Source organism: Metamycoplasma neophronis (assembly GCF_006491995.1).
GTDB classification, from domain to species: domain Bacteria; phylum Bacillota_I; class Bacilli_A; order Mycoplasmatales; family Metamycoplasmataceae; genus Metamycoplasma; species Metamycoplasma neophronis.
Window position 1 is genome coordinate 101,611 of the sequence record NZ_VHHP01000002.1, and the last position, 21,054, is coordinate 122,664.

Sequence of the window (21,054 nt, forward strand, 5' to 3'; positions counted from 1 at the left end):
TTTTGATTAAAATAGTTTCGCAAACACTTCTTTGATATCGTGTTTTTGTTCACTAAATTCAATAGCTTCTATCAATTCCTTTTCTAATTCAGTATTAATAGGTTTAGATGAGTATAAAGTGAATAATACATCACCCTTTTTGACATATTCATTTGAAGCCTTATTTAAATAAATACCTGCTTCATAGTCGATGCCATCTTCTTTTTTAGCACGACCTGCTCCTAACTTCATAGCAACAAGCCCAAAATCAATAGCTGATTTTATCTTTAAATAACCTTCGTTTTGAGAAATGATTTCATATTTATATTTTGGATTGAATCAGTTAGGCTGTTCTAGCAATTCAACTTTTCCACCTTGGGCCTTAATTCATTCTTTGAATTTTGCTAAAGCTTCGCCACTTCCAATCACTTCTTTAATCATTTTTCTAGCTTCTTCTTCGTCTTTTGCTCTGTTGGCAAGCATTAGTAATGTTGACCCTGAAGAATAAATGATTTCAGTGAAGTCTTTAGGTCCATTGCCTTTTAAAGTTTCCATTGCTTCTAAAACTTCTATTTTATTACCGATTGTTTTTCCTAAAGGTTGTTCCATATTTGTGATTTCAACAGCAATTTTACGTCCTAATTGTTTGCCAATTTCAATCATCAATTTGCCAAGTTTTTTAGCTTGTTCAATGTCTTTCATAAATGCACCATTTCCGCATTTAACATCTAATAAGATGCAATTTGATCCTGTTGCAAGTTTTTTAGACATTATTGATGATGCAATTAAAGGTATTGATTGAACTGTTCCGGTTACATCACGAAGTGCATAGATTTTTTTATCAGCAGGAACTAATTTAGTGTTTTGACCAACGATTGCAATGTTATGTTCTTTAACAATGTCCTTAAATTCTTGGTCGTTTAGTAAAAAATTATACCCTTCGATTGATTCTAATTTATCTAATGTGCCACCTGTGTGTCCTAAACCACGTCCTGACATTTTTGCAACCGTTAATCCTAAAGCTGCTAAGATTGGACATAATGCAATACTTACTTTATCTCCAACACCTCCAGTTGAGTGTTTGTCAACAATGGTTTTTCCTAAGAAACTTCAATCAAGAACTTCTCCAGAATACATCATAGCATTAGTTAAATAAGCTGTTTCTTCATCACTTAATCCATTTAACCTAATGGCCATTAATAAAGCTGAAGCTTGATAATCAGTAATTTCTCCACCGACATAACCGTTAATGAAAAAATCAATTTCTTCTTTGCTTAGTTTTTGATTTTCAACTTTTTTGTTAATAATATCGATTATTCTCATAGTTTTCTTCCTATTGAAAGTCTTCTGCTAATGATAATGCTAATTTCATCATTTCATTAAATGAGTTTTGTCTTTCTTCACTTGTTGTGAATTCTTTTGTTACTAGGTTGTCTGAAATTGTTAAGATTGTAGCCGCTTTTTTGTTTAATCTTTCTGCTACAGTGAATAAACCATAAGCTTCCATTTCTACACAAACAGAACCACCTGATTTTTTAACTCTATCCTCGATTGATACTTCTGAGTAGAAAGCATCTTCAGATAGAACTCTTTCTTCATGAATATTCATGTTTAAGTTTTTTGCGTGATTTTTAATTAATACATTTAATTCTTTACTTGGTTTAGCAACATTGCTTTCATCTCCAAGAATTATGTTTGATCTAAAAGATGTGTTTTCGCTGAATGCTGATTCTGCTAAAACCATTTCATAATTTTTGATGTCGGCTCTGAATGAACCTGCTGAACCTATTCTAACAATAGCTTCTACACCATAAAAATTAAAAAGTTCGTATGAATAAATACCAATTGAAGGAACACCCATTCCAGAAGCACAAACAGATACTTTGTTTCCTTTATAGTATCCGGTGTACATGAACACGTTTCTTACGTTTGAAACAAGTTCAACATTTTCTAAATAGTTGTCTGCAATGTATTTAGCTCTTAGTGGGTCACCAGGCATTAATACTAATTTTGCAAATGCACCATCTTTGGCATTAATATGTGGGGTCATAATGTTCTCCTTATATGATTTAAAATTTACATACAGTTATATTTTATAATAAAGTGAACATTTATTTTGACACAATACTGATTTTTAAATATTATTTAAACTATTTATTAATGAAGCCCCATTGTTAATTAATTCAATATTATCGTTATTTTCTTCATCATTCATCGGAGCAATACATAAAACCCGCTTATTTTGTTCAATAAAATTATCAACCAAAGGCATCAATTTATTGTTTTGAGATGCCAATAAAATTAATGAATCTGCCAAACCTGCAACAATACGATTACGTGCATAATATGCTCTTTTTGTAATATGATATTGAGCCGGATATTCGCTTAAAAATAAAACATCTTTATTCACAAAATCTTGCATCTTAAGCATTTTTTTGCCACTTTCGATACCCGAGGCAAAAACCACAATAACACTTTTATTATTTTTTAGTAAATGGGTAATAATACGCATATCATAGCCGTTTCAAACCTCACTAATGAAAACGTAATCATTGGGTAAATAAACTAATTTTTCTAAAAATTTTTCTCCATTTTCATTCATTAAATTTCCGGTAACACAGATAATTTTTTTATTTAATAAATTGATATTACCATCATAATAAATTACAAACGGTGGTTTGTATAAATTATTGAATCCTTTTGGATAGTTTTCGTCTAATAAAGTTATGTATTTTTTATTTTTTACTTCTTCAATTTGTTTAATTTGGTCGAACTCTTTTTCTTCAACTTTTTCTAATTTTTTAATAGCGCGATAAACTGTATCTCAATCGCCTTTGTATTTTTGTGTAAAATAAATTAAAAATTCATTCATGTTCATTATTCTCCTTGCTTATATTCTCATTAAACTTCAAAGAAAAAACTTTTTATATATTAAGCGAAAAAAATAATAAAAAAAGAAGAACGCAAAGTTCTTCTTGCACTATAAACCGCTTTCTGTACTGCTTGCGCAGCGCCAACTATTTATCTAAGTTATAATAAATAACCTCCGGGCTTCGGTTCGATTCCCTAGACTCGGTTCCCCCACCAAAATTTGGGTTTCTAACTCATGGAGTTTACATCGTTGCATCTTAACTTAATAAGCTCGTCTCTGTTGCACTAGTCGTCACATATAAATGTGCCTAGACTTATTTGGTCTAGCATGATCACTACTCACATCACAGTGAGTGCTAGAGCGGATTTTCCTCTACATCATAAGATGCAGCAGTCGGCCGTGCCTTATTAATTTTAACAAATTTTAAAATTTTAAAGTTCCAAATATAATAAAAAGTCTATTGTCGTTATTGATATAAATAAGAGCATTAATTTAATCATAAATTTAACTTTATTTTCACTATCATTAAATTTCAAAACATTCAAAATAATTTAAATCCCTATATGTTTAGAAAATTGTTTATTATATTATTTACTTTAATAATTACTTACTTTTTTAATTGATAAATTTATAAAGATAAGTCATAATTTTTTCCACATGATTTATGCTAATAGTAATGCAAAAGCTAAAAACAAAATCAAAAGTAGGTTTATTGAGAAAGCCCTGGAATAGATTTTTGGTACAATCCCAGAAAAATTGATTGAAAAGAATGAGATTAAAAACTAAAAAAAGATAAATTAAAAGTTTGGCAACATAGCCAAACTGAAATCTTATTAATTTTATAACTTCATTTAGTAGTTTTTGATTTTAAATTTTTTATCATTAATTTTGTAATATTCTTTGATTAATATCTTTTCTAAATTTAACTTCAAAAATAATTGAATAAATTAGCAAATAAACTAAGTTAATTGAGAATATTACTCTATAAACTAATGAAATGTTAACTCATGCTTTTGTTTTTAATAATATAAAACTTAAAATTGATAAAACTAAAGTTAAAGCAAAACTAGAAATCAAAACGATAGTAGTAATTTTAACTAAGTTTGTTTTATAAGATTTATTTTTTAATACAATGATGTAATTTCAAAGCATTGCAGCTGATAAGACAACAAGTAGTACTAAACTTAAAATATTTCAGTTTAATAAAGGCTGTACATTAGATTCTCTGAATATTAAACCAAAAACCGGTAAGAAAATAGCTAAGGTACACAATATTACACTGAATGATAGCCAATTAATTATTGATGATCTTTTATAAATATTAATTTTGTTTTTGCACATTTTAATCCACCCCTATATATTAATTAAAACGATAATAAATAAAAATACTAATTTATTATTTTTTATTGATACGTTTAAATTATAGCAAACTAACTAACTAACTAACTAACCCCCATTAATTTTCAAAATAACAAAAAATCAAGCGCAATAATACGCTTGAAAATGTATTTTTTATATTGTTGAGCTATTTTTTTTCATTTCTCATGGATTTTTTTTATCAATGTGGTCAATGAACAATTTTCCTTGTAAATGATCATATTCATGTTGCATAACAATGGCAGGATAACCCGAAACATCGTATGTTTTTCATTTTTTTTCATAATATGAGTAAGCTTTAACTACCACACGTGAATATCTGAACACATATCCTTCTTGTCCGGGGTCATTTTCATTTACACTCAAACATCCTTCTCCTTCAGATAAAGAAATTTTGTGATCGGAATGTCCCAACATCACCGGGTTAATTAAAGCATCTTTAAAAATATATTCGCCTTTTTCATCTTGGATCATGATGTAAAAAATATTTTTTAAAATTCCATATTGAACTGCAGCAACTCCGACGGCAGGTCTGAATTTTGTTAGCGGTTCTTGGCTATCGTCAACGTGATAAATCATCTTTTGGATTAATTCATCATCTTCTTGAGTTAGCGGAATTGGCACATCATGAGACTTTTCTCTAAGTACTTTTTCAGGCAATTGAACTAATTTAACATCTTCAAATTTAAACATAAAATATATTATAATAGTAAAAATAAAAAAATAATAATATAATACTACATATATTGATATTAAAATAATGGAGTTAAACACGAATGGACGTATCGCTCATCACATATTTAAATACAGCTTCTGCTGCCCAAACAAATGCACAAGGGAAACCTTGACAATATGCAATTTATTCGATTTTATTAATAATTTTATTGATCGCTAGTGGAATATTTTCTGCATGCGAAACAGCTTATACATCATTATCAAGACCGAAAATTGAAATAATGGTTGAAAAGAATGTTCGCGGCGCAAAATTTATTCAAAAGCAACATCAATTTTTTAACCGCACATTAGGGACTATTTTGATTGCTAATAACTTAGTAAATATTGGAGCTTCAACCCTTCTAGTGTATGTTTTATCCTTAGCTGCTTTACCTACCGGAACTGCAACGATAATTTCAACAGTTGTAATGACACCAATTATTGTTTTATTCGCTGAAATTGTTCCTAAACTTGTTGCCAAAGCATATCCCGAAAGAACAGTTAGATCGTTTTACTGATTCATTGCAATGTTATACTGAATCTTTTTTCCAATTACCTATCCTATTTCAAAAATCGGAAAGAAAATCTATATAACCAATACTGAAGAAGAAATGAAAAATTTAATTGACATAGCTCAAGATGAGGGTGTTTTGGAAATTAATGAATCAATCATGGCTCAAAATGTTTTAGACCTTGATTCAACTAAAGTTTCGCAACACTACATTAAGCTAAAAAATGTTGATTATATTTCATCTAAATCAACTTTATCCGATGCACTTGAAATGTTTAAAGAAACTAACTACTCAAGAATACCAGTTGAAAAGGACGGCGATTTAATCGGAATTTTATTATTGAAAGATATTTTCTTTTTAAAACGCGGTAACATCATGAACTATGTTAAAACAGTTCCAAAAGTTTCGGCCAACTCATTATTATCTGTAGCATTAGAAAAAATGCGTCACGCAAGAGCGCAAATGGCTTTCGTTATTGAAAATAATAGTAATGATACAGTTATTGGTATTATTACGATCGAAGATATTATTGAAGAAGTATTTGGCGAAATTTATGATGAATATGACGATGATGAACAAATTTATGAAATCAGTTTAGAACGTTGTGAAGCAAAGGGTACAGTGTTAATGAAAACCTTGTGAAAACAACTTGAATTAGAAGAATATTTCGATATCGAACTAGAAGAAAAAGATAAGAATTTAACTTTATCACAGTGGCTTGAAAAACAAGTGCAACATACATTAAGAAAAAATACTCGTTTTAGTTATCAAGATAAAATTGATTTTAAAGTCTTGGAAAAGAAAAGTAAAGATAAAAAATATGATTATATCGAAATCGACTGAAGTCGTTAAATACAAATAATTAATTTAAAAAAAGCGATTTTCTCTTTAAGGCAATTCGCTTTTTTTATTTATATTATATATAAATTAGTTTTTTATACTATAATACTATCGTTAAAATATTTTAATCATATATTAACAAAGGGTGAGACTCCTTGACCAATGTGGTCCAAATGTCCAGAAGGAGAAGAAATAATGTCAAATTATGAAATTATGATTCTAGTAAACCCTCAATCTACCGAAGAAGAAGTTAAATCATTACTTCTAAGTGTTTTATCAGAAGAAAACACAAAAATCGAAAGATTGGAAAGAACTGAATTAGCTTATCCAATTAACAAATTAACTCGTGCAACTTACTACTTAGTATCAGCAAAAGCTGCTCCAGAATTAATGTCAGAATTAACAAGAAAATTAAACATTGACAAATCAATTTTAAGATCTTTAATTATTAACCTAGATTCTGAAAAAGGTTTAAAACCAAGAAAAGTAAGAAGAAGCAATAAAAAACCAATGAATAAAGATGGTAAAAAACCATTTGTAAGACCTAACAGAGAATCAAAACCAGTTGACGGCGAAGCAAAAGTTGAAAGAAAACCAAGAGCTAAAAAACCAGTTGACGCTGAATAATTTTAATTAGGAGGAATAATGAACAAAGTTATTTTAGTAGGTCGTTTGGCAAGCGCCCCCTATAAAGGTGTTACTGCGTCAAACATTGAATACTCAAGATTTACAGTAGCGGTTAGAAGACAATATACGAATCCAAATGGAGAAACTGTAACTGACTTTATCCCTTGCGTAGCGTGAAGAAATAACGGTATGTTTGTTAACAAGTATTTAGATAAAGGTTCATTAGTATCAGTTGAAGGAACCTTCCAATCATCACGTGTTAATGGTTCTGATGGTCAGGTTGTAACTGCTTATGTAGTTAGTGTTGACCGTGTTGAATCACTTGAAACTCGTGAAGTTACTGAATCGCGTAAAAAAAATAATTTAAATGAGTTCGCTATTCCAAATCAAGCATTTGATAATCTTGGACCAGTATCAAACGATAATGGTAACTCAAGCAACGATGAATTTGTTGACTTATCTTGAGACCAAGATTAATAATTAAAGGAGCTATTATGGCAAGAATCGTTCGTAAAAAACCTTTTATTCGTAAACGTCCATGTCAATTCTGTTTAAGTAAACAACCTGTTACTTACGTTGATTACAAAAACGAAGAAGTTTTATCAAAATTAGTTAACTTACAAGGAAAAATTTTATCATCACGTATCACCGGAACTTGTGCTAAACACCAAAGAGCTGTTGCTTTAGCAATTAAAAGAGCAAGATTTGTTGCTATCTTACCATACATTGGAACAGTAAAAAGAGAAAAGAAAGTTGAAACAGTTAAAGAAGAAGCTAAAAAAGTAGAATCAGTTCAATCTGAAAATAACTAGAAAATCTGCAGAATTTAGTATAAAGCCCCGTAATTTACGGGGTTTTTATTTTTTTTTCAATAAAAAAAGTAAAATTATAAAATATGCAAAATAAAAGACTTAAATGAACAGTGTGAAGTTCAATATTACTAAGCCTTATTTTCACAATTATTGGCTTATCAATATTGATTAGATATGAATTGGGTTCTCTTGATAAACCAATGATAATGCTTTATTTGGTAATTTCCTTTTATTCATTGCATTTTATTATGGGATTAATTGAGATTTTCTTAATAAAATTGCCAATGAATACTAAGCGAATAATTTTCTTCATTTTTGGCTTATTGCTACCACCAGTTTTGATATGTTTTGATATATGACTTTTATTATTACCTCCTACTGAGTTTGTTAAAAAACTTTCAAAAAATAATGTTAAATTATAACCTTAAGAAAAGAGATATTTATGAAAACAGAGTTAAAGAAATTTAATCAAGTAATGATTGCGCAAATCATTTTAGCAATTTTTGGTATTGCTATGTTTGCCTTTTTTGTGTATGGTTTTGCGAGTGTTGCAATTATAAATAATAGTATTGCTGGCGCGCATAACATTAGTGACGCAAGCAAAATTAGAGAAGCTGCAACAGAAGCTGAAAAATCTAGCTTAGACTATGCTAATTTAATATTTTTTGTTGCTATCATTCTTTGAACCATTTCACTTGCTTCAAGCTTAATAATTGGAATTACTTCGGCGGTTTTAAACTGAAGAGAACAAAATGTAAAGGGATTCATTTTATCTTTAGCTGGTGCCCTTGTAAGTAGAACATGTTTAATCATATCTTCAATTCAAAGTATGATTTATGCTAGACGAATATCAGCAATGTAACAAAATAACGTTTAGGGTTGTGGCCTAGGCGTTTTTAATACAAAAGTTTTCTTAAAAAATAACCTTATTAATAAGGTTTATTTTATAATTATTAAGTTATGAATTCAAACCTAGCTAATTTAGTAAGACCGGATAACCTCGAAAGCTTTATTTGTGATAAAAATAAAAAAATATTATTTCAAAGTGTAATTGAAAATGATGATTTCCGCTCGTTTATTTTTTATGGAAAACCCGGAACAGGAAAAACTACAATATCTTATATTCTTGCTAAAAATTTAAAAGTTAGTTTTGATTATTTCAATGCTGCAATCGACAAAAAAGAAGATTTAGTCTATAAATTGAAAACTAATAAAATTTTGATAATTGATGAAATACATCGTTTAAACAAAGATAAACAAGACATTTTATTGCCTTATTTAGAAAACGATTTAATTACAATTTACGCAACAACGACAGAAAATCCATATTTTAAATTAAATCCTGCCTTAAGATCACGTTGTACAATCGTTGAGATTGAAAAACCGAGCACCGAAACGATTAAAAATAAATTAATTGAAATAGCTAAAGAAAAAGACATTGATAAAAATTTAAAATATAACATTTATGAGTTTCTAGCAATTCAAGCAAATGGAGATTTTCGTTCAGCTATTAACAGCCTTGAACTTGTTTCTTTGTTATCAAAAAACCATGAGGTAAGTGTTGAAGAAGTAAAGAAAATTATTCCTTCAATTCAATTTGCTTCAGATGAAAAAGCAGACAATCACTATGATTATTTAAGTGCTTTTCATAAGTCGTTACGAGGTTCAGATTGCGATGCTGCATTATATTGAGGTTTTGTTATTGTAAAATCGGGTGATTTTGATGGTCTATTTCGCAGAATGATGTGCGCGACTTATGAAGATGTTGGATTAGCAAACCCGAGTCTGGGCCCGCAAGTTCAAGCGGCCATTCAAACATTTGAACGATTAGGAATGCCGGAAGGATATTTGCCGATAGCGAATGCAATTTTATGTATTTGTTTAAGTCCAAAATCTAATTCAGCATATTTAGGAGCTCAAGCAGCAATGCATATAATTGACAACAAAGGTGTTTATGAAGTTCCTAGCCATTTAAAAGATGCGCATTATTCTTCGGCATCAAAATTAGGACGTGGCATTGGTTACAAATATCCGCATGATTATACCAACCATTTTATTTCGCAACAATATTTACCAGATGAATTAAAAGGTATGAAACTATATAAAAATCAAACATTAGGATACGAAGCTAAAATTAATGAATATTGAGAAAAACTTAAAAAGTAAGGAGAAAATATGAAATTTGAATTAGAAAAAATTAATTCGATTGAAGATTTAAAATTAATTAAAAATCAATTTGCGAATTCTGAAGAATTAATAAACTTAATGCAGGAACTAAAAGTTGCGCCAAAAGAAAATAAAGCCGAATTAGGCAAAAAAATTCAAGCCCTAAAAGCCGAAGCTGAAGAATTTTTCGAAGCTGCTAAAAAAAGATTGAACGATTTAGAAATTGCCAAAAAATTAGAAAGTGATTTCGAAGATTATGCCTACCCTGTCCAAAGTGAAGGAAGTTTGCATCCAATTAATATTGTTAGTCAAAGATTTAGAGAATGATTAATTTCTAATGGATATTTTGAATATCAATGCAGCGAAGTAGAAGTTGATGAATATAACTTTGAAAGATTAAACATTCCTGCATCGCACCCAGCAAGAGATATGCAAGATTCTTTATATTTAAATGAAAATGAATTATTGAGAACGCATAACACAGGTATATCGGCCCGTGCTTTAGAAAAATATGTAAACCAAGAATTTTCACAATTTGCAATTGGAAAAGTTTACCGTAATGATGAAGAAGATCGAACGCATACTCATCAATTTACTCAATTAGATTTAATTAGTGTTGGTAACCACTCATTCGGAACATTAATTTACACATTAACCGAAATGCTTTCATATGTTTTAGAAGAAAAAGTTAAGATCAGACTAAGACCTTCATATTTTCCATTTACCGAACCTAGTGTTGAAGTTGATGTCTTTTTCAAAAACAGATGAATAGAAGTTTTAGGAGCTGGAATGATTCATGAAAATGTATTAAAGGCAGCCGGTTATACTAATGACATGAATGCAATTGCTGCAGGTATCGGTATTGAAAGAATTGCTATGATTAAATACGGTATTGAAGATATTCGTGAACTATATACAAACGATCAAAGATTTTTAAAACAATTTAAATAAGAAGGAGATATCATGATTTTTTCATATAAACAATTATGTCGTTTAGCTAATTTAAAAAACATTTCAGTTGAAGAAGTTGTAAACGCAATTAATTCAATCGGATTTGAAGTAGAAGAATATCATAAATTTGCTGATGTTGAAGGAATTAAATTCTGTCACGTTTTAAAAGCTTATAAAAACCCAAATGCCGATCGTTTAACTGTTTGTGAAGTTGAATTTGGTGATGGTAGCAAATCAATTATTCAAACGAATGCAACCAACATGCATGATGACGATTATGTTATGGCGTTTGTTCCTGGTTCAAGAACTGGTAAATTAGTTTTACAATCAAGAATGATGCAAGGAATTATTTCAGAAGGAATGTTCGTTGGATTACATGAAATTGGTATCGATGAAAACGTAGCTGCTGAGGATAGTTTTGATGGAATTTTCCAAGTCGGAAAAGTTGATTTAAATTTAGATCCAATGGAATATTTTGATTTAGATGATTATATGATTGACGTGTCAATATTATCTAATAGAGCTGATGCATTATGTTATTTAGTTTTTGCTAAAGAATTGGCTGCATATTTTGATACTGAAGTCGTCCCTTTACCTAAAGCTAATGCTAATTTAGTTAGCGACTTAAAAATAGGAACTTTAAAAGATACCAATGCTTTTAGTTTAGTAGAGGCAAACAATACAGATTTAAAATTAAGTATTCAAGAAGAATTCCTATTATGAAAACATGGTATTAAAACATTTAGAAACGCAGTTGACATTACTAATTTAGTGTTAATTTATGCTGGTGTGCCGTGCCATGTTTATAATAAAGCACAACTAAAAAGCAACGAATTTAGCGTTGGGTTTAGTTCTGATAAAGTAAATATTTTTGGCGATAAAGAAGTGACTTTGGACAAAAATCTAGTTGTTAAAAATGGTGATGAGCCTGTTTCATTGGCTGCCACAATTGGTTTGGAAAATTATCAATATACTAACTCGGCTCAAAAAGCTGTATTTGAATTAGCTTCATTTAATTTAAAAGAAGTAAGAAAAAATGCTAAACAAATCAAATTTGATACTAATTCATCAAGCCGGGCAAATAAAGAAATTTCTAATGGCGAAATTTTAATGGCGTATGAATTTTTAGCACAATATTTAAAAGAATATTCTGTTTTAATTAACGCGCCTAAAGTTCATAAAAAAACAATTTTATTAGATACACGTTACATAACCAAATATGCAGGATTCAATATTACTAAAACTAAAAAATATGCTGCTGTTTTAAACAAATTAATAAGTTTAGGTTTTAAATTCAAAAGCGATTATTCGGCGGTAACTTTTCCACTATACCGTTATGATTTAAAAAATATGCAGGATTTTGTTGAAGAAGTATTCAGATTCTATGGATATGATAATTTCCCTTCAAAACAACCAAAAATCACGCGCTTAATTTTACAAACTAATATTGAAGATAAGTTTAATAATATTTTCAAAAATAAAGGTTATATGAATGTTAGAACATATACTTTAATTAAACCAGAAACGAATATTTTCAATCCTTTTGGTTTTGAAGAAACATTGAATGCTGTTGCTTCTAAAAATTATGATCACTCACAAATTAGATACTCAATGATCATGCCATTAGCAAATGTTTTAATCCATAACGAAAAACAAGGCATGCCAAAAGGTTCATATTTTGAAATCGGTATGATTAATAAAGAAATGAACGTTTTAGGTATTTGTAGTAATGAAAAAACATTCAATGAAATTAAAAAAGATATTATTTCGCTAACAAATCAAAAATTAGTATTTAAACCTTCAAATAAATCATGTTTTAATCCTAACGCTTCAACCGATATATACCTAGGTGAAAATTATGTTGGTTATATTGCTAAATTGCACCCTTCTCTATTGAATATCAATGCAATTTTTGCGGAAATAAAATTAGATGAAATTAAAGACAAGAGAGTAGAATTTAAAGATTATAAACATGCGCCTTTGAAAACAAGAGATATAACGGTTGGAATGAAACCACATGATAGTTTAGATGCAATTGTAGAAAAAATTAACAAGGTTGTTGGCGTTCATTCAGTTAGCGTTAAAGATACTTATGTAAAAGATGAAAATTTAATTAATGTTACTTTATCAGTTACATTAGAAGAATGAGCAACTAAGAAATTTGATAGTATATTTGCTTAATTTAAGATAATGATGCCTTAAGGCATCGTTTTTATATTAAACGGGCTTTATAAAATTAATTTGATGATATTATTTAATTAGATTGACAGATAAACTGAATTTAATTTCGCATTTTTTTCTTTATGTTTTCATACATAAATATATTTGTGGAATTATTTATGTAAACTAAGAGCAGGAGAACAAAATGAGTGATAAAAAAAAATTAGATGAAAAAAATAACGAACAAAATATTTTAAAAGAAACATTAAAAGAAATCGAAAAAAAATTCGGTAAAGAGTCAATTATGATTCTGGGTGATAAACCAGATATTAGCTGCGAAGTATTCAGTAGTGGTTCGATGGCTATTGACAAAGCACTGGGTATTAATGGTTGGCCGAAGGGCAGAATCATTGAAATTTTCGGTCCCGAAAGTTCTGGTAAAACCACTATTGCTTTACATGCGATTGCTGAAGTACAAAAAAATGGTGGGATTGCTGCGTTTATTGACGCTGAACATTCAATTGATCCGATTTATGCGAGAAACTTAGGCGTGGACATTAACAATTTAATTCTTTCGCAACCTGACTCAGGCGAACAGGCTTTAGAAATTGTCAATACATTAACTCATTCTGGCGTGATTGATTTAATTGTTGTTGATTCGGTTGCTGCTCTAGTTCCAGAAGCTGAGTTGAAAGGTGACATTAGAGAACAATTAATTGGAGCACAAGCCCGTTTAATGTCGCGCGAATTAAGAAAAATAACGTCAACGCTTTATAAGATGAATACAACAATAATGTTTATAAACCAAATTCGAGACAAAATAGGAGTTGTTTTTGGTAACCCCGAAACAACACCAGGCGGTAGAGCACTTAAATTCTATTCATCAGTTAGATTGGAAGTGCGAAAAATGCAAAACATTACTCAAAATGGTGATGTAACTGGTAATCAAATTAAATGTAAAGTTGTTAAAAATAAATTAGCAGCACCATATAAAACGGCTCAAATTGAAATTGTATTTTCTAAAGGGATTTCAAAATCTGGTGAATTGATTAATTTGGCAGAAGAATATGGAATTATTGCTAAAAAAGGTTCGTGATACAGTTACCAAGGAAATAACATTGCTCAAGGTCAAACAAATTTACAGCTATTATTAGAAAATAATTCATCTCTTTTTGAAGAAATTAAGACTAAAATTATTGAAAAAATAAATGAATAAAATCTAAAAATTAGTTAAATAAAGTTATCTTTATTTAATTATTTTTATTTATCGTATAATTTACTTTATGAAAAAAGAAGACCTTAATATTCTATTTTTAGGAGACATTTTTGGAACTCCTGGAATTAGATTTGTAGAATCACAAATAGCATCATTAATTAAAGAAAATGAAATAGACTTTGTTATCGCTCAAGCAGAAAACGTATCAGGTAGAAAAGGATTTGAGCCTAAAGAATACAACCGCCTAAAAAATGCTGGAATTAACGCTTTTACGTTAGGAAACCACGTTTGAGCAAAAGATAAAATTCATGAAATTATCGAAAATAATGATTTAATTCGCCCGGCAAACATTAATTCAAAATATCCTGGTAAAGGGGTTAGAATATTTGATGTTAAAGGTAATAAAGTTGCCATTATTTCAATGATGGGAATTACATTTAATCCTTTATTAGAGCCTTGAGAAGAACAAAGCGCAAATAACTTTTTTGATGAATTTGACAAAATTTATTCTGAAGTTAAAGCCAATTATTACATAGTTGATTTTCATGGCGAAACCACATCTGAAAAATCAGTTTTCTCATTGTATGTAGATGGAAAAGCTGATGCGGTGTTCGGAACTCATACTCACGTACAAACCAATGATGCTAGAATATTACCTAAAGGAACATACTTTGTAACCGATGCAGGTATGTGTGGTCCGAGAGATTGTGCTATTGGTTCTAATTTTCAAGAAGTATATGAAAAAATGAGATACGGCGCATTTTCAGCGTTCAAAGTATCTAAAAACAAATGTCAATTAAATGGTATTGTTTTCACATTAAGCAAAAACCCAGATCGTAAAAAAATTAAATTAATCAACATTCAGGAGCAATAAGATGGAAGAAATTATTAAAACAGAAAAAACAGAAAAAGAAATTAAAAAATTAAAAGCCGAAGATGAAAAAATTAAATTCTTATTAAAAAAATACCACAATAGAGTAAGAATTATAAATTTTATTTATCAAAGCGAACTATTTAATGCTCCTCTATCAACAAAAGAAATTTTTGCTGATAATGATTTGGAAAATTGAGAAGTAAATGTGTTAAATTTAATTGAACAAAAATATGATTTATTAGTTAATATAGCAAAGAAATTTATTGACCCAGATTGAGAATGAAACCGTATTAACCCATTAACCCGGGCAATTATAATTTACGGAGAATATGAACTTTTAGTAAACGATCCTAAAGTTGTAATTAATGAAATGGTTAATATTTCTAAAATTTTTAGCCCAAATAACGATTATAAATTTATTAATAAAGTTTTAGATTTGGCTTCTAAAAAAGTTTTCAATAAATAATGAAAAAAACTTTAAAACAATTAGTAGCATTATCTAACAATATCGATGAAATGATGGCAGAGGCTTTAATTCGTGAAGGCAAGGTAATTGCGAACGGCGAAAAAGTTTTTTTGCCATCTTTAAAATTTGATGAGCTAAAAGTAAAATTAGAAATTATTAAAGACAAAAAAGAATATGTGTCTCGCGGAGCATATAAATTAATTGGCGCAATTGAAGAATTTAATATTGATGTTAAAAATAAGGTATGTATTGATATTGGCTCATCAACTGGTGGGTTTGTACAAGTTTTATTAGAAAATGGAGCTAAAAAAGTTTATGCCATCGATTCCGGGACTAATCAATTAGATTATTCATTAAGAACTAACGCTAGTGTGGTTGTATATGAAAAAACTAATTTAAAAAATTTAACATTAGATATGTTTGCTGAACAACTGGATTTGGCAACTTGCGACGTTTCTTTTATATCGTTAAAGCATGTATTCAAAATATGCTCAGAAATATTACCTTCAAATACAATTTTAATGGCTTTAATCAAACCGCAGTTTGAAGCGATTAGTAAATATGTTGAAGAAGGCGGGTATGTTAACCCAATTCATCATGAATATATTATTAACAAAGTTATTGGATATGCAAATGAGCATCACTTTAAATTAGAAAGGATAGCGAAGAGTCCGATTACAGGTGATAAATCAAAAAATATTGAATATATAAGTATTTTCAGAAAGGATTAATATGAAAGATTTTAAAAAAATGTTTCCAATGTTTAAATACAACCCGGATATTGTTTATTTAGATAACGCTGCATTGGCATTCAAACCTTATGAAGTGATTGAAGCTGGTAATGAATTTTATGAAAAATATTCAATATCTACTCGTACCGCCGATTCAACATTAGGAATTAAAGTTGCTCAAGATTTACAAATCACGAGAAAAATAATTGCTAATTTCGTAGATGCAAATGAAAATGAAATGATATTCACTTCGGGCACAACCGATAGTCTAAATCAAGTGGCTAAAATGCTGAGTGAAGTTATTACTGAGGGCGAAATTATTTTTACATATTATAATCACAGTTCTAATATTGTTCCTTTTATAGAAAATTTTAAAAATAAAAACATTAAATTCACTTATGTAGACAGCAATGAAGAATTACTAGCAGCTATTAATGAAAATACAAAAATTGTTGCTATGCCTCAAGTAACCAATAATTTTCACGTTTATTACAATATGAAGGAAATTTATCAAACATGTAAAAAATATGGAACCATTTTGGTAAATGATGCGGCACAGGCAGTAGTACATGAAAAAGTTTCAATAAATGAAGCTGATGTAATTGTTTTTTCATCTAATAAATTGTTTGGCCCTACGGGTATGGGCGCTTTAGTAATTAAAGAGAGTTTAATTGATAAGTTATCTCCTAAAAAATGAGGTGGCGGTCAAGTACAAGCTATTGGTTCAGGATGCGATTGAACATCTCGTAATACAATGGTAAGATTTGAGCCTGGAACACCTAATTTAGCCGGGATTTTTCAATTTAAGGCTGCAATTGAATTCATTAATAAGGTGGGTTATCAAACAATCCAAGACACAGAAGTTGAGATCGCAAAATATTTATACGATGAATTAATGAAAGTTCCTAATTTAGAAATGGCATCACACCGCGGCGACAGAGTTCTATTATTCAATTTAAAAAATATTCCTGCGCAGGATGTTGCATCATTTTTGGGGCATAGAAATGTTTATGTTAGATCAGGAACGTTTTGCGCTCATAAATTTAAAGAATTACCAAAATATAATAACTCATATATTCGCGCTTCAATTGCTTTTTATAACACAAAAGAAGATGTAGATCATATTGTTTCTTTATTGAAACATGGAGGTGATTTCCTTGATTTCTTATAGTAACCAAGATAAACAAAAAATTATTTTTGAAGCGTATACAAATCCCAAGTTTTTAAATAAAGATTTTAAGGACAACGAACACACAATTAAAGAACATTCGGGCGTATGCGTTGATGATATTAAATTGAATTTGTACTTCGACGGAGAGAAATTGATTAAAGCTGAATATATTGGAGATGGATGTTCTATTTTTAAGGCCAGTGTTGAATTAATATTGGAAAAAGTTTTGAATAAAGATAAAAAAGAAATTTTAGAAATAATTGATACTTATTTCAAAATGATTAATGGAGAAAACATTTCTGAAGCAGAAGAAGACTTGCTTGAAAAACTTAATGTTTTTAAAAATGTGAAGATTCATTTAAATCGTTTGGAATGCGCTTCTATTATGTGTAGAGCGATTAAAAAAGGACTTTAATGAGTACTAAAGTAATATTTCATATTGACATGGATGCTTTTTTTGTTAGTTGCGAAAGAAAAGTCAACCATGAATTAAAAAACAAACCTGTAGTAGTTGCCCAAAATCATAAAAGAGCAATTATTTCAGCTATGTCATATGAAGTTAAAAAACTAGGTTTCCGTGTTGGAGACCCTTTTTTTAAAATTAAAGAGAAACTTAAAGATACTGTCATAGTAAGCCCACATTATGAGCTATATTCTTTAGTTTCAAAAAGTGTGTTCGAATATTTACAAAAAAAATATACAAATAAGATTGAGATTTATTCGATTGACGAATGTTATCTAGATGTAACTGATTTACTTAAGAAATATGATTCACCGATTCATTTAGCGAAATTGATTCAAGATGATATTTTAAAAAATTTGGATTTACCTTGTTCTATTGGTATATCTTATACAAAATTTTTGGCAAAGATGAGCACTAATAAAGCCAAACCTTTTGGAGTTTTAGAAACAAAAAAAGAAGATATTGAAAAGCATTTTTATGACTTGCCAGTAGATAAAATTTTCGGAGTCGGAAGAGCTACGGCACCGGCATTACATAATGCTAATATTCATACATATCGCGATTTTGTTAATTGTAATAATGAATTGTTTTTAAGAAAGCTTTTTAATAAAAATTATTTTATTTTTATTCAACAATTAAAAGGCGAAAATGAAAATCATGATCACGTATTTAAAGAAGAAGTTAAAGGAATCGGGAATTCACTTACCTTTTTAAAAGACTTAAACTCAATGAATCAGCTATTGAATGAATTTTATAAATTATCGGAAAATGTAGCAAAGCGTGCTAAAGACATCAACCAAGAAGGCAATGTTATAACAATTAGCATTAGAGACACTAATCGAATTTGATTTTCTAAACAAAAAAAAATAGATTTTTATACAAATGATGTTGAAAAAATTTACAGTTGTGTAATAAATTTATTTGAAGAAGTATGAGATGAAAATTGAGTAAGGGGATTAGGTGTTAGATTAAGTAATCTTCGTTCGGAATTTTATGCCAATCGCCAATTAGATTTATTTGAACTGAATAATAACAAAACAAAAACCGAAAAACTAATTAATGAAATTAATTTTCAACTAGGAAAGAATGTATTAAAAACCGGAAAACAATTAGTTAAAGAAAAAGGCAAAGATACACATAATATACGTTTTTTAAGACGAGATATTGAGAATCAAAATATAATATTAGATATTGATAATAATCATAAAGAAAATGAAGAGGAATAAGATATGAAAATAGCAATATTTGGTGGCAGTTTTAACCCAGTTCACAAAGGACATATCATGATTGCAAAAGATGCAATCAATATGCTTAATTTGGACAAATTATATTTTGTGCCCGCAAATAAAAATCCATTTAAAAAAGTAAGTGATTATGTTTCTAATGAACACAGAATCGAAATGCTAAAAATGGTTTTAGAAAACAAAATGGAAGTTTCGGATTTTGAAACAAAACGTGGTGGCAATTCTTACACAATTGATACGGTTAAATACTTTAAAAATAAATTTCCAAATGACGAATTATTTTTATTAATCGGTTCAGATAATGTGACTAAATTAAATAAATGAAAGGATATTGACGAAATAGCCTCTTTAGTAAAAATAGTTGTATTTAATCGCAATAATAAATACTCAAAAATTAATTTAAAAAAATACAACTGCTTGAAATTGAAAAATGAATTTCATGATTTTAGTTCAAGCCAATATAGATCCGGTAATTTATCGATGGTAGAAGAAAATGTGCAAGAGTACATCGGCAAAAACTTTTTATATTTTGAAGATATCGCTAAATCATTCTTAAGTATTGAAAGATTTAAACACTTACGCTTTACCGCAGAGTTTGCAGCTGAGCTTGCCAAAAACAATTCAATGAGCATTAAAAAAGCTTATCAAGCCGGGTATATGCATGACATTACCAAAGAATGAAGTGAACAAAAAGCCTATAGTTTTTTAAAAAAATATGGTCTTAATGAACAAAATTTATTGCCTTATCAGTTACATCAAACTACTGCCTATTACTGATTGAAAGATAAATATAAATATCCTGATTTAGAAGTTCTTGAAGCAATTAAAATTCATACTTCAATGGCGCTTGAAATGACTGAACTTGCAAAAATTTTATTTATAGCAGATAAAATTTGTCAAGGCAGAACCTGAAAAGGAGTGCAAAACATGCGTAAGATTGCCCTAGAAAATTTAAATGAAGGACTAAAAATAGTTACGCAAGTTTGTGCTTTAGATTGAAATATTGAAAAAGGTATTATTTTTACTGATGAACAAGAAAAAATTTATAAGAAATGAGCAAAATAGTTAAAAATAAACAAAATATTTAAAAAGTGTTATAATGTTAATGCTTTTATTAGCACAAAGTAGATTCATTTCTCACCTAAGTGATTTTTTGCTGGGTTGCTACAATAAAGAATATTTTGTAGTTTTTGGGAAGTGGATTAAACCACTTTTTATTTATTTTAAGGAGGAAGTTATTAATAATAACATTTCAAATAGCGGAAATTTTTCTCACGAAAACAGCAGCAACAATAACAGTCGTAAACCAAAATCTGAACACGTAATTAACGCAGCAATTCCATACAAAAAAGTTTTTGTATTAGGACCTGAAGGCGAAAAAATAGGTGTTTTGAGTAAAGAAGAAGCACTTGATAAAGCAGCTGAATACAACATGGATTTAGTTTTAATTGCTATCGAAAACAATAAACCTATTGCAAGAATTTTAGATTATGGTAAATTTAAATACGATAAGAAGAAAAAACAAAAAGCAGTTAAGGAAAAACAAACTGTCACAACTAATCGTGAAATCAGATTAACTCCATTAATCGGAGATCATGATTTAGAAACTAAAGCAAGAAAAGCTCGCGAATTTATTTTAGAAGGAAGCAGAGTTAAAGTTTCTGTTAAATTCAGAGGTAGAGAAAGAGCAAGAACCGAACTTGGAGAAGAAATTCTTAATAAGTTTTTTGCTTTATTGGAAGATGTTGCAAAAATTTCTAAAGAAGCCACATTAGTTAATGAACGTTTCTTAGATATGTATATTGAAAAAGACAAAAGAAAAGTTGAAGCTCTAAACAACAAACAAAATAACGAACCTTCGGATACACAAGGAGAATAA

23 protein-coding genes and 1 other RNA gene are annotated in these 21,054 nt (G+C 29.1%); 18 read left to right on the forward strand and 6 right to left on the reverse strand.

All coding sequences use genetic code 4. From position 1 onward, the window contains the following. Positions 1-6 precede the first annotated feature (6 nt). The 6 genes from FJR74_RS07375 to def form a co-directional block, all read right to left on the reverse strand. A complete protein-coding gene (locus tag FJR74_RS07375) occupies positions 7-1,302 on the reverse strand; it encodes a thymidine phosphorylase (protein ID WP_140914683.1) in 1,296 nt (431 codons plus the stop codon). 10 nt (positions 1,303-1,312) lie between these two features. Beyond that, complete coding sequence (deoD, locus tag FJR74_RS01005; protein ID WP_140914684.1) at positions 1,313-2,029, reverse strand: purine-nucleoside phosphorylase; 717 nt, start codon at positions 2,027-2,029, stop codon at positions 1,313-1,315. 84 nt (positions 2,030-2,113) lie between these two features. After that, the gene (locus FJR74_RS01010) at positions 2,114-2,857 is read right to left on the reverse strand and encodes a DNA-processing protein DprA (protein WP_140914685.1); all 744 of its coding nucleotides are present in this window, start codon (positions 2,855-2,857) and stop codon (positions 2,114-2,116) included. Positions 2,858-2,957: 100 nt separating this feature from the next. Then, an RNA gene (gene rnpB, locus FJR74_RS01015) (RNase P RNA component class B) lies at positions 2,958-3,256 on the reverse strand. Between the two features lie 477 nt (positions 3,257-3,733). Beyond that, on the reverse strand, positions 3,734-4,192 hold the full coding sequence (locus tag FJR74_RS07380; RefSeq protein ID WP_140914686.1) for a hypothetical protein: 459 nt from the start codon (positions 4,190-4,192) through the stop codon (positions 3,734-3,736). A gap of 171 nt (positions 4,193-4,363) precedes the next feature. Further along, positions 4,364-4,921 carry a peptide deformylase gene (def, locus tag FJR74_RS01025; RefSeq protein ID WP_140914687.1) on the reverse strand — a complete coding sequence of 186 codons (558 nt, stop codon included), beginning with the start codon at positions 4,919-4,921 and terminating at the stop codon, positions 4,364-4,366. 83 nt (positions 4,922-5,004) lie between these two features. Here def and FJR74_RS07385 point away from each other — a divergent pair, with 83 nt between their 5' ends. From FJR74_RS07385 to infC, 18 genes are all read left to right on the forward strand, one after another. Further along, on the forward strand, positions 5,005-6,306 hold the full coding sequence (locus FJR74_RS07385; RefSeq protein WP_140914688.1) for a CNNM domain-containing protein: 1,302 nt from the start codon (positions 5,005-5,007) through the stop codon (positions 6,304-6,306). Between the two features lie 183 nt (positions 6,307-6,489). After that, positions 6,490-6,921 (forward strand): 30S ribosomal protein S6, encoded by a 432-nt coding sequence (gene rpsF, locus FJR74_RS01035; RefSeq protein ID WP_140914689.1) that lies wholly within the window; start codon positions 6,490-6,492, stop codon positions 6,919-6,921. An 18-nt stretch (positions 6,922-6,939) separates the two neighbouring features. Next, a complete protein-coding gene (locus FJR74_RS01040; RefSeq protein ID WP_140914690.1) occupies positions 6,940-7,398 on the forward strand; it encodes a single-stranded DNA-binding protein in 459 nt (152 codons plus the stop codon). Positions 7,399-7,415: 17 nt separating this feature from the next. Beyond that, positions 7,416-7,733, forward strand: a complete 318-nt coding sequence (gene rpsR, locus FJR74_RS01045; protein ID WP_140914691.1) for a 30S ribosomal protein S18 — start codon at positions 7,416-7,418, stop codon at positions 7,731-7,733. Between the two features lie 83 nt (positions 7,734-7,816). Then, a complete protein-coding gene (locus tag FJR74_RS07390) occupies positions 7,817-8,155 on the forward strand; it encodes a hypothetical protein (protein WP_140914692.1) in 339 nt (112 codons plus the stop codon). Between the two features lie 20 nt (positions 8,156-8,175). Further along, positions 8,176-8,595 carry a hypothetical protein gene (locus tag FJR74_RS07395; protein WP_140914693.1) on the forward strand — a complete coding sequence of 140 codons (420 nt, stop codon included), beginning with the start codon at positions 8,176-8,178 and terminating at the stop codon, positions 8,593-8,595. A gap of 98 nt (positions 8,596-8,693) precedes the next feature. Next, positions 8,694-9,899: a replication-associated recombination protein A gene (locus FJR74_RS07400; RefSeq protein ID WP_140914694.1), complete on the forward strand. Its 1,206-nt coding sequence runs from the start codon at positions 8,694-8,696 to the stop codon at positions 9,897-9,899. A gap of 9 nt (positions 9,900-9,908) precedes the next feature. Next, the gene (gene pheS / locus FJR74_RS01065) at positions 9,909-10,850 is read left to right on the forward strand and encodes a phenylalanine--tRNA ligase subunit alpha (protein ID WP_140914695.1); all 942 of its coding nucleotides are present in this window, start codon (positions 9,909-9,911) and stop codon (positions 10,848-10,850) included. Positions 10,851-10,862: 12 nt separating this feature from the next. Further along, the gene (locus tag FJR74_RS07405; protein ID WP_140914696.1) at positions 10,863-13,031 is read left to right on the forward strand and encodes a phenylalanine--tRNA ligase subunit beta; all 2,169 of its coding nucleotides are present in this window, start codon (positions 10,863-10,865) and stop codon (positions 13,029-13,031) included. Between the two features lie 184 nt (positions 13,032-13,215). Next, entirely contained in the window at positions 13,216-14,226 is a 1,011-nt protein-coding gene (gene recA / locus FJR74_RS01075) for a recombinase RecA (protein WP_140914697.1), read from the forward strand. 67 nt (positions 14,227-14,293) lie between these two features. Then, entirely contained in the window at positions 14,294-15,100 is an 807-nt protein-coding gene (locus tag FJR74_RS01080; protein WP_140914698.1) for a TIGR00282 family metallophosphoesterase, read from the forward strand. 1 nt (position 15,101) lies between these two features. Next, positions 15,102-15,566: a transcription antitermination factor NusB gene (locus FJR74_RS07410; RefSeq protein WP_140914699.1), complete on the forward strand. Its 465-nt coding sequence runs from the start codon at positions 15,102-15,104 to the stop codon at positions 15,564-15,566. Beyond that, entirely contained in the window at positions 15,566-16,297 is a 732-nt protein-coding gene (locus FJR74_RS01090) for a TlyA family RNA methyltransferase (protein ID WP_140914700.1), read from the forward strand. The genes FJR74_RS07410 and FJR74_RS01090 overlap by 1 nt, the downstream gene beginning before the upstream one ends. Before the next feature lies 1 nt (position 16,298). Further along, positions 16,299-17,468 carry an aminotransferase class V-fold PLP-dependent enzyme gene (locus FJR74_RS01095; protein ID WP_140914701.1) on the forward strand — a complete coding sequence of 390 codons (1,170 nt, stop codon included), beginning with the start codon at positions 16,299-16,301 and terminating at the stop codon, positions 17,466-17,468. Then, positions 17,446-17,883 carry an iron-sulfur cluster assembly scaffold protein gene (locus FJR74_RS01100; RefSeq protein ID WP_241859943.1) on the forward strand — a complete coding sequence of 146 codons (438 nt, stop codon included), beginning with the start codon at positions 17,446-17,448 and terminating at the stop codon, positions 17,881-17,883. Before FJR74_RS01095 ends, FJR74_RS01100 begins: the two co-directional genes overlap by 23 nt. Continuing rightward, positions 17,883-19,157, forward strand: a complete 1,275-nt coding sequence (locus FJR74_RS01105) for a Y-family DNA polymerase (protein WP_140914703.1) — start codon at positions 17,883-17,885, stop codon at positions 19,155-19,157. The genes FJR74_RS01100 and FJR74_RS01105 overlap by 1 nt, the downstream gene beginning before the upstream one ends. A gap of 3 nt (positions 19,158-19,160) precedes the next feature. After that, entirely contained in the window at positions 19,161-20,240 is a 1,080-nt protein-coding gene (locus FJR74_RS07415) for a nicotinate-nucleotide adenylyltransferase (protein WP_140914704.1), read from the forward strand. Between the two features lie 259 nt (positions 20,241-20,499). Continuing rightward, on the forward strand, positions 20,500-21,054 hold the full coding sequence (gene infC / locus FJR74_RS01115; protein WP_140914724.1) for a translation initiation factor IF-3: 555 nt from the start codon (positions 20,500-20,502) through the stop codon (positions 21,052-21,054).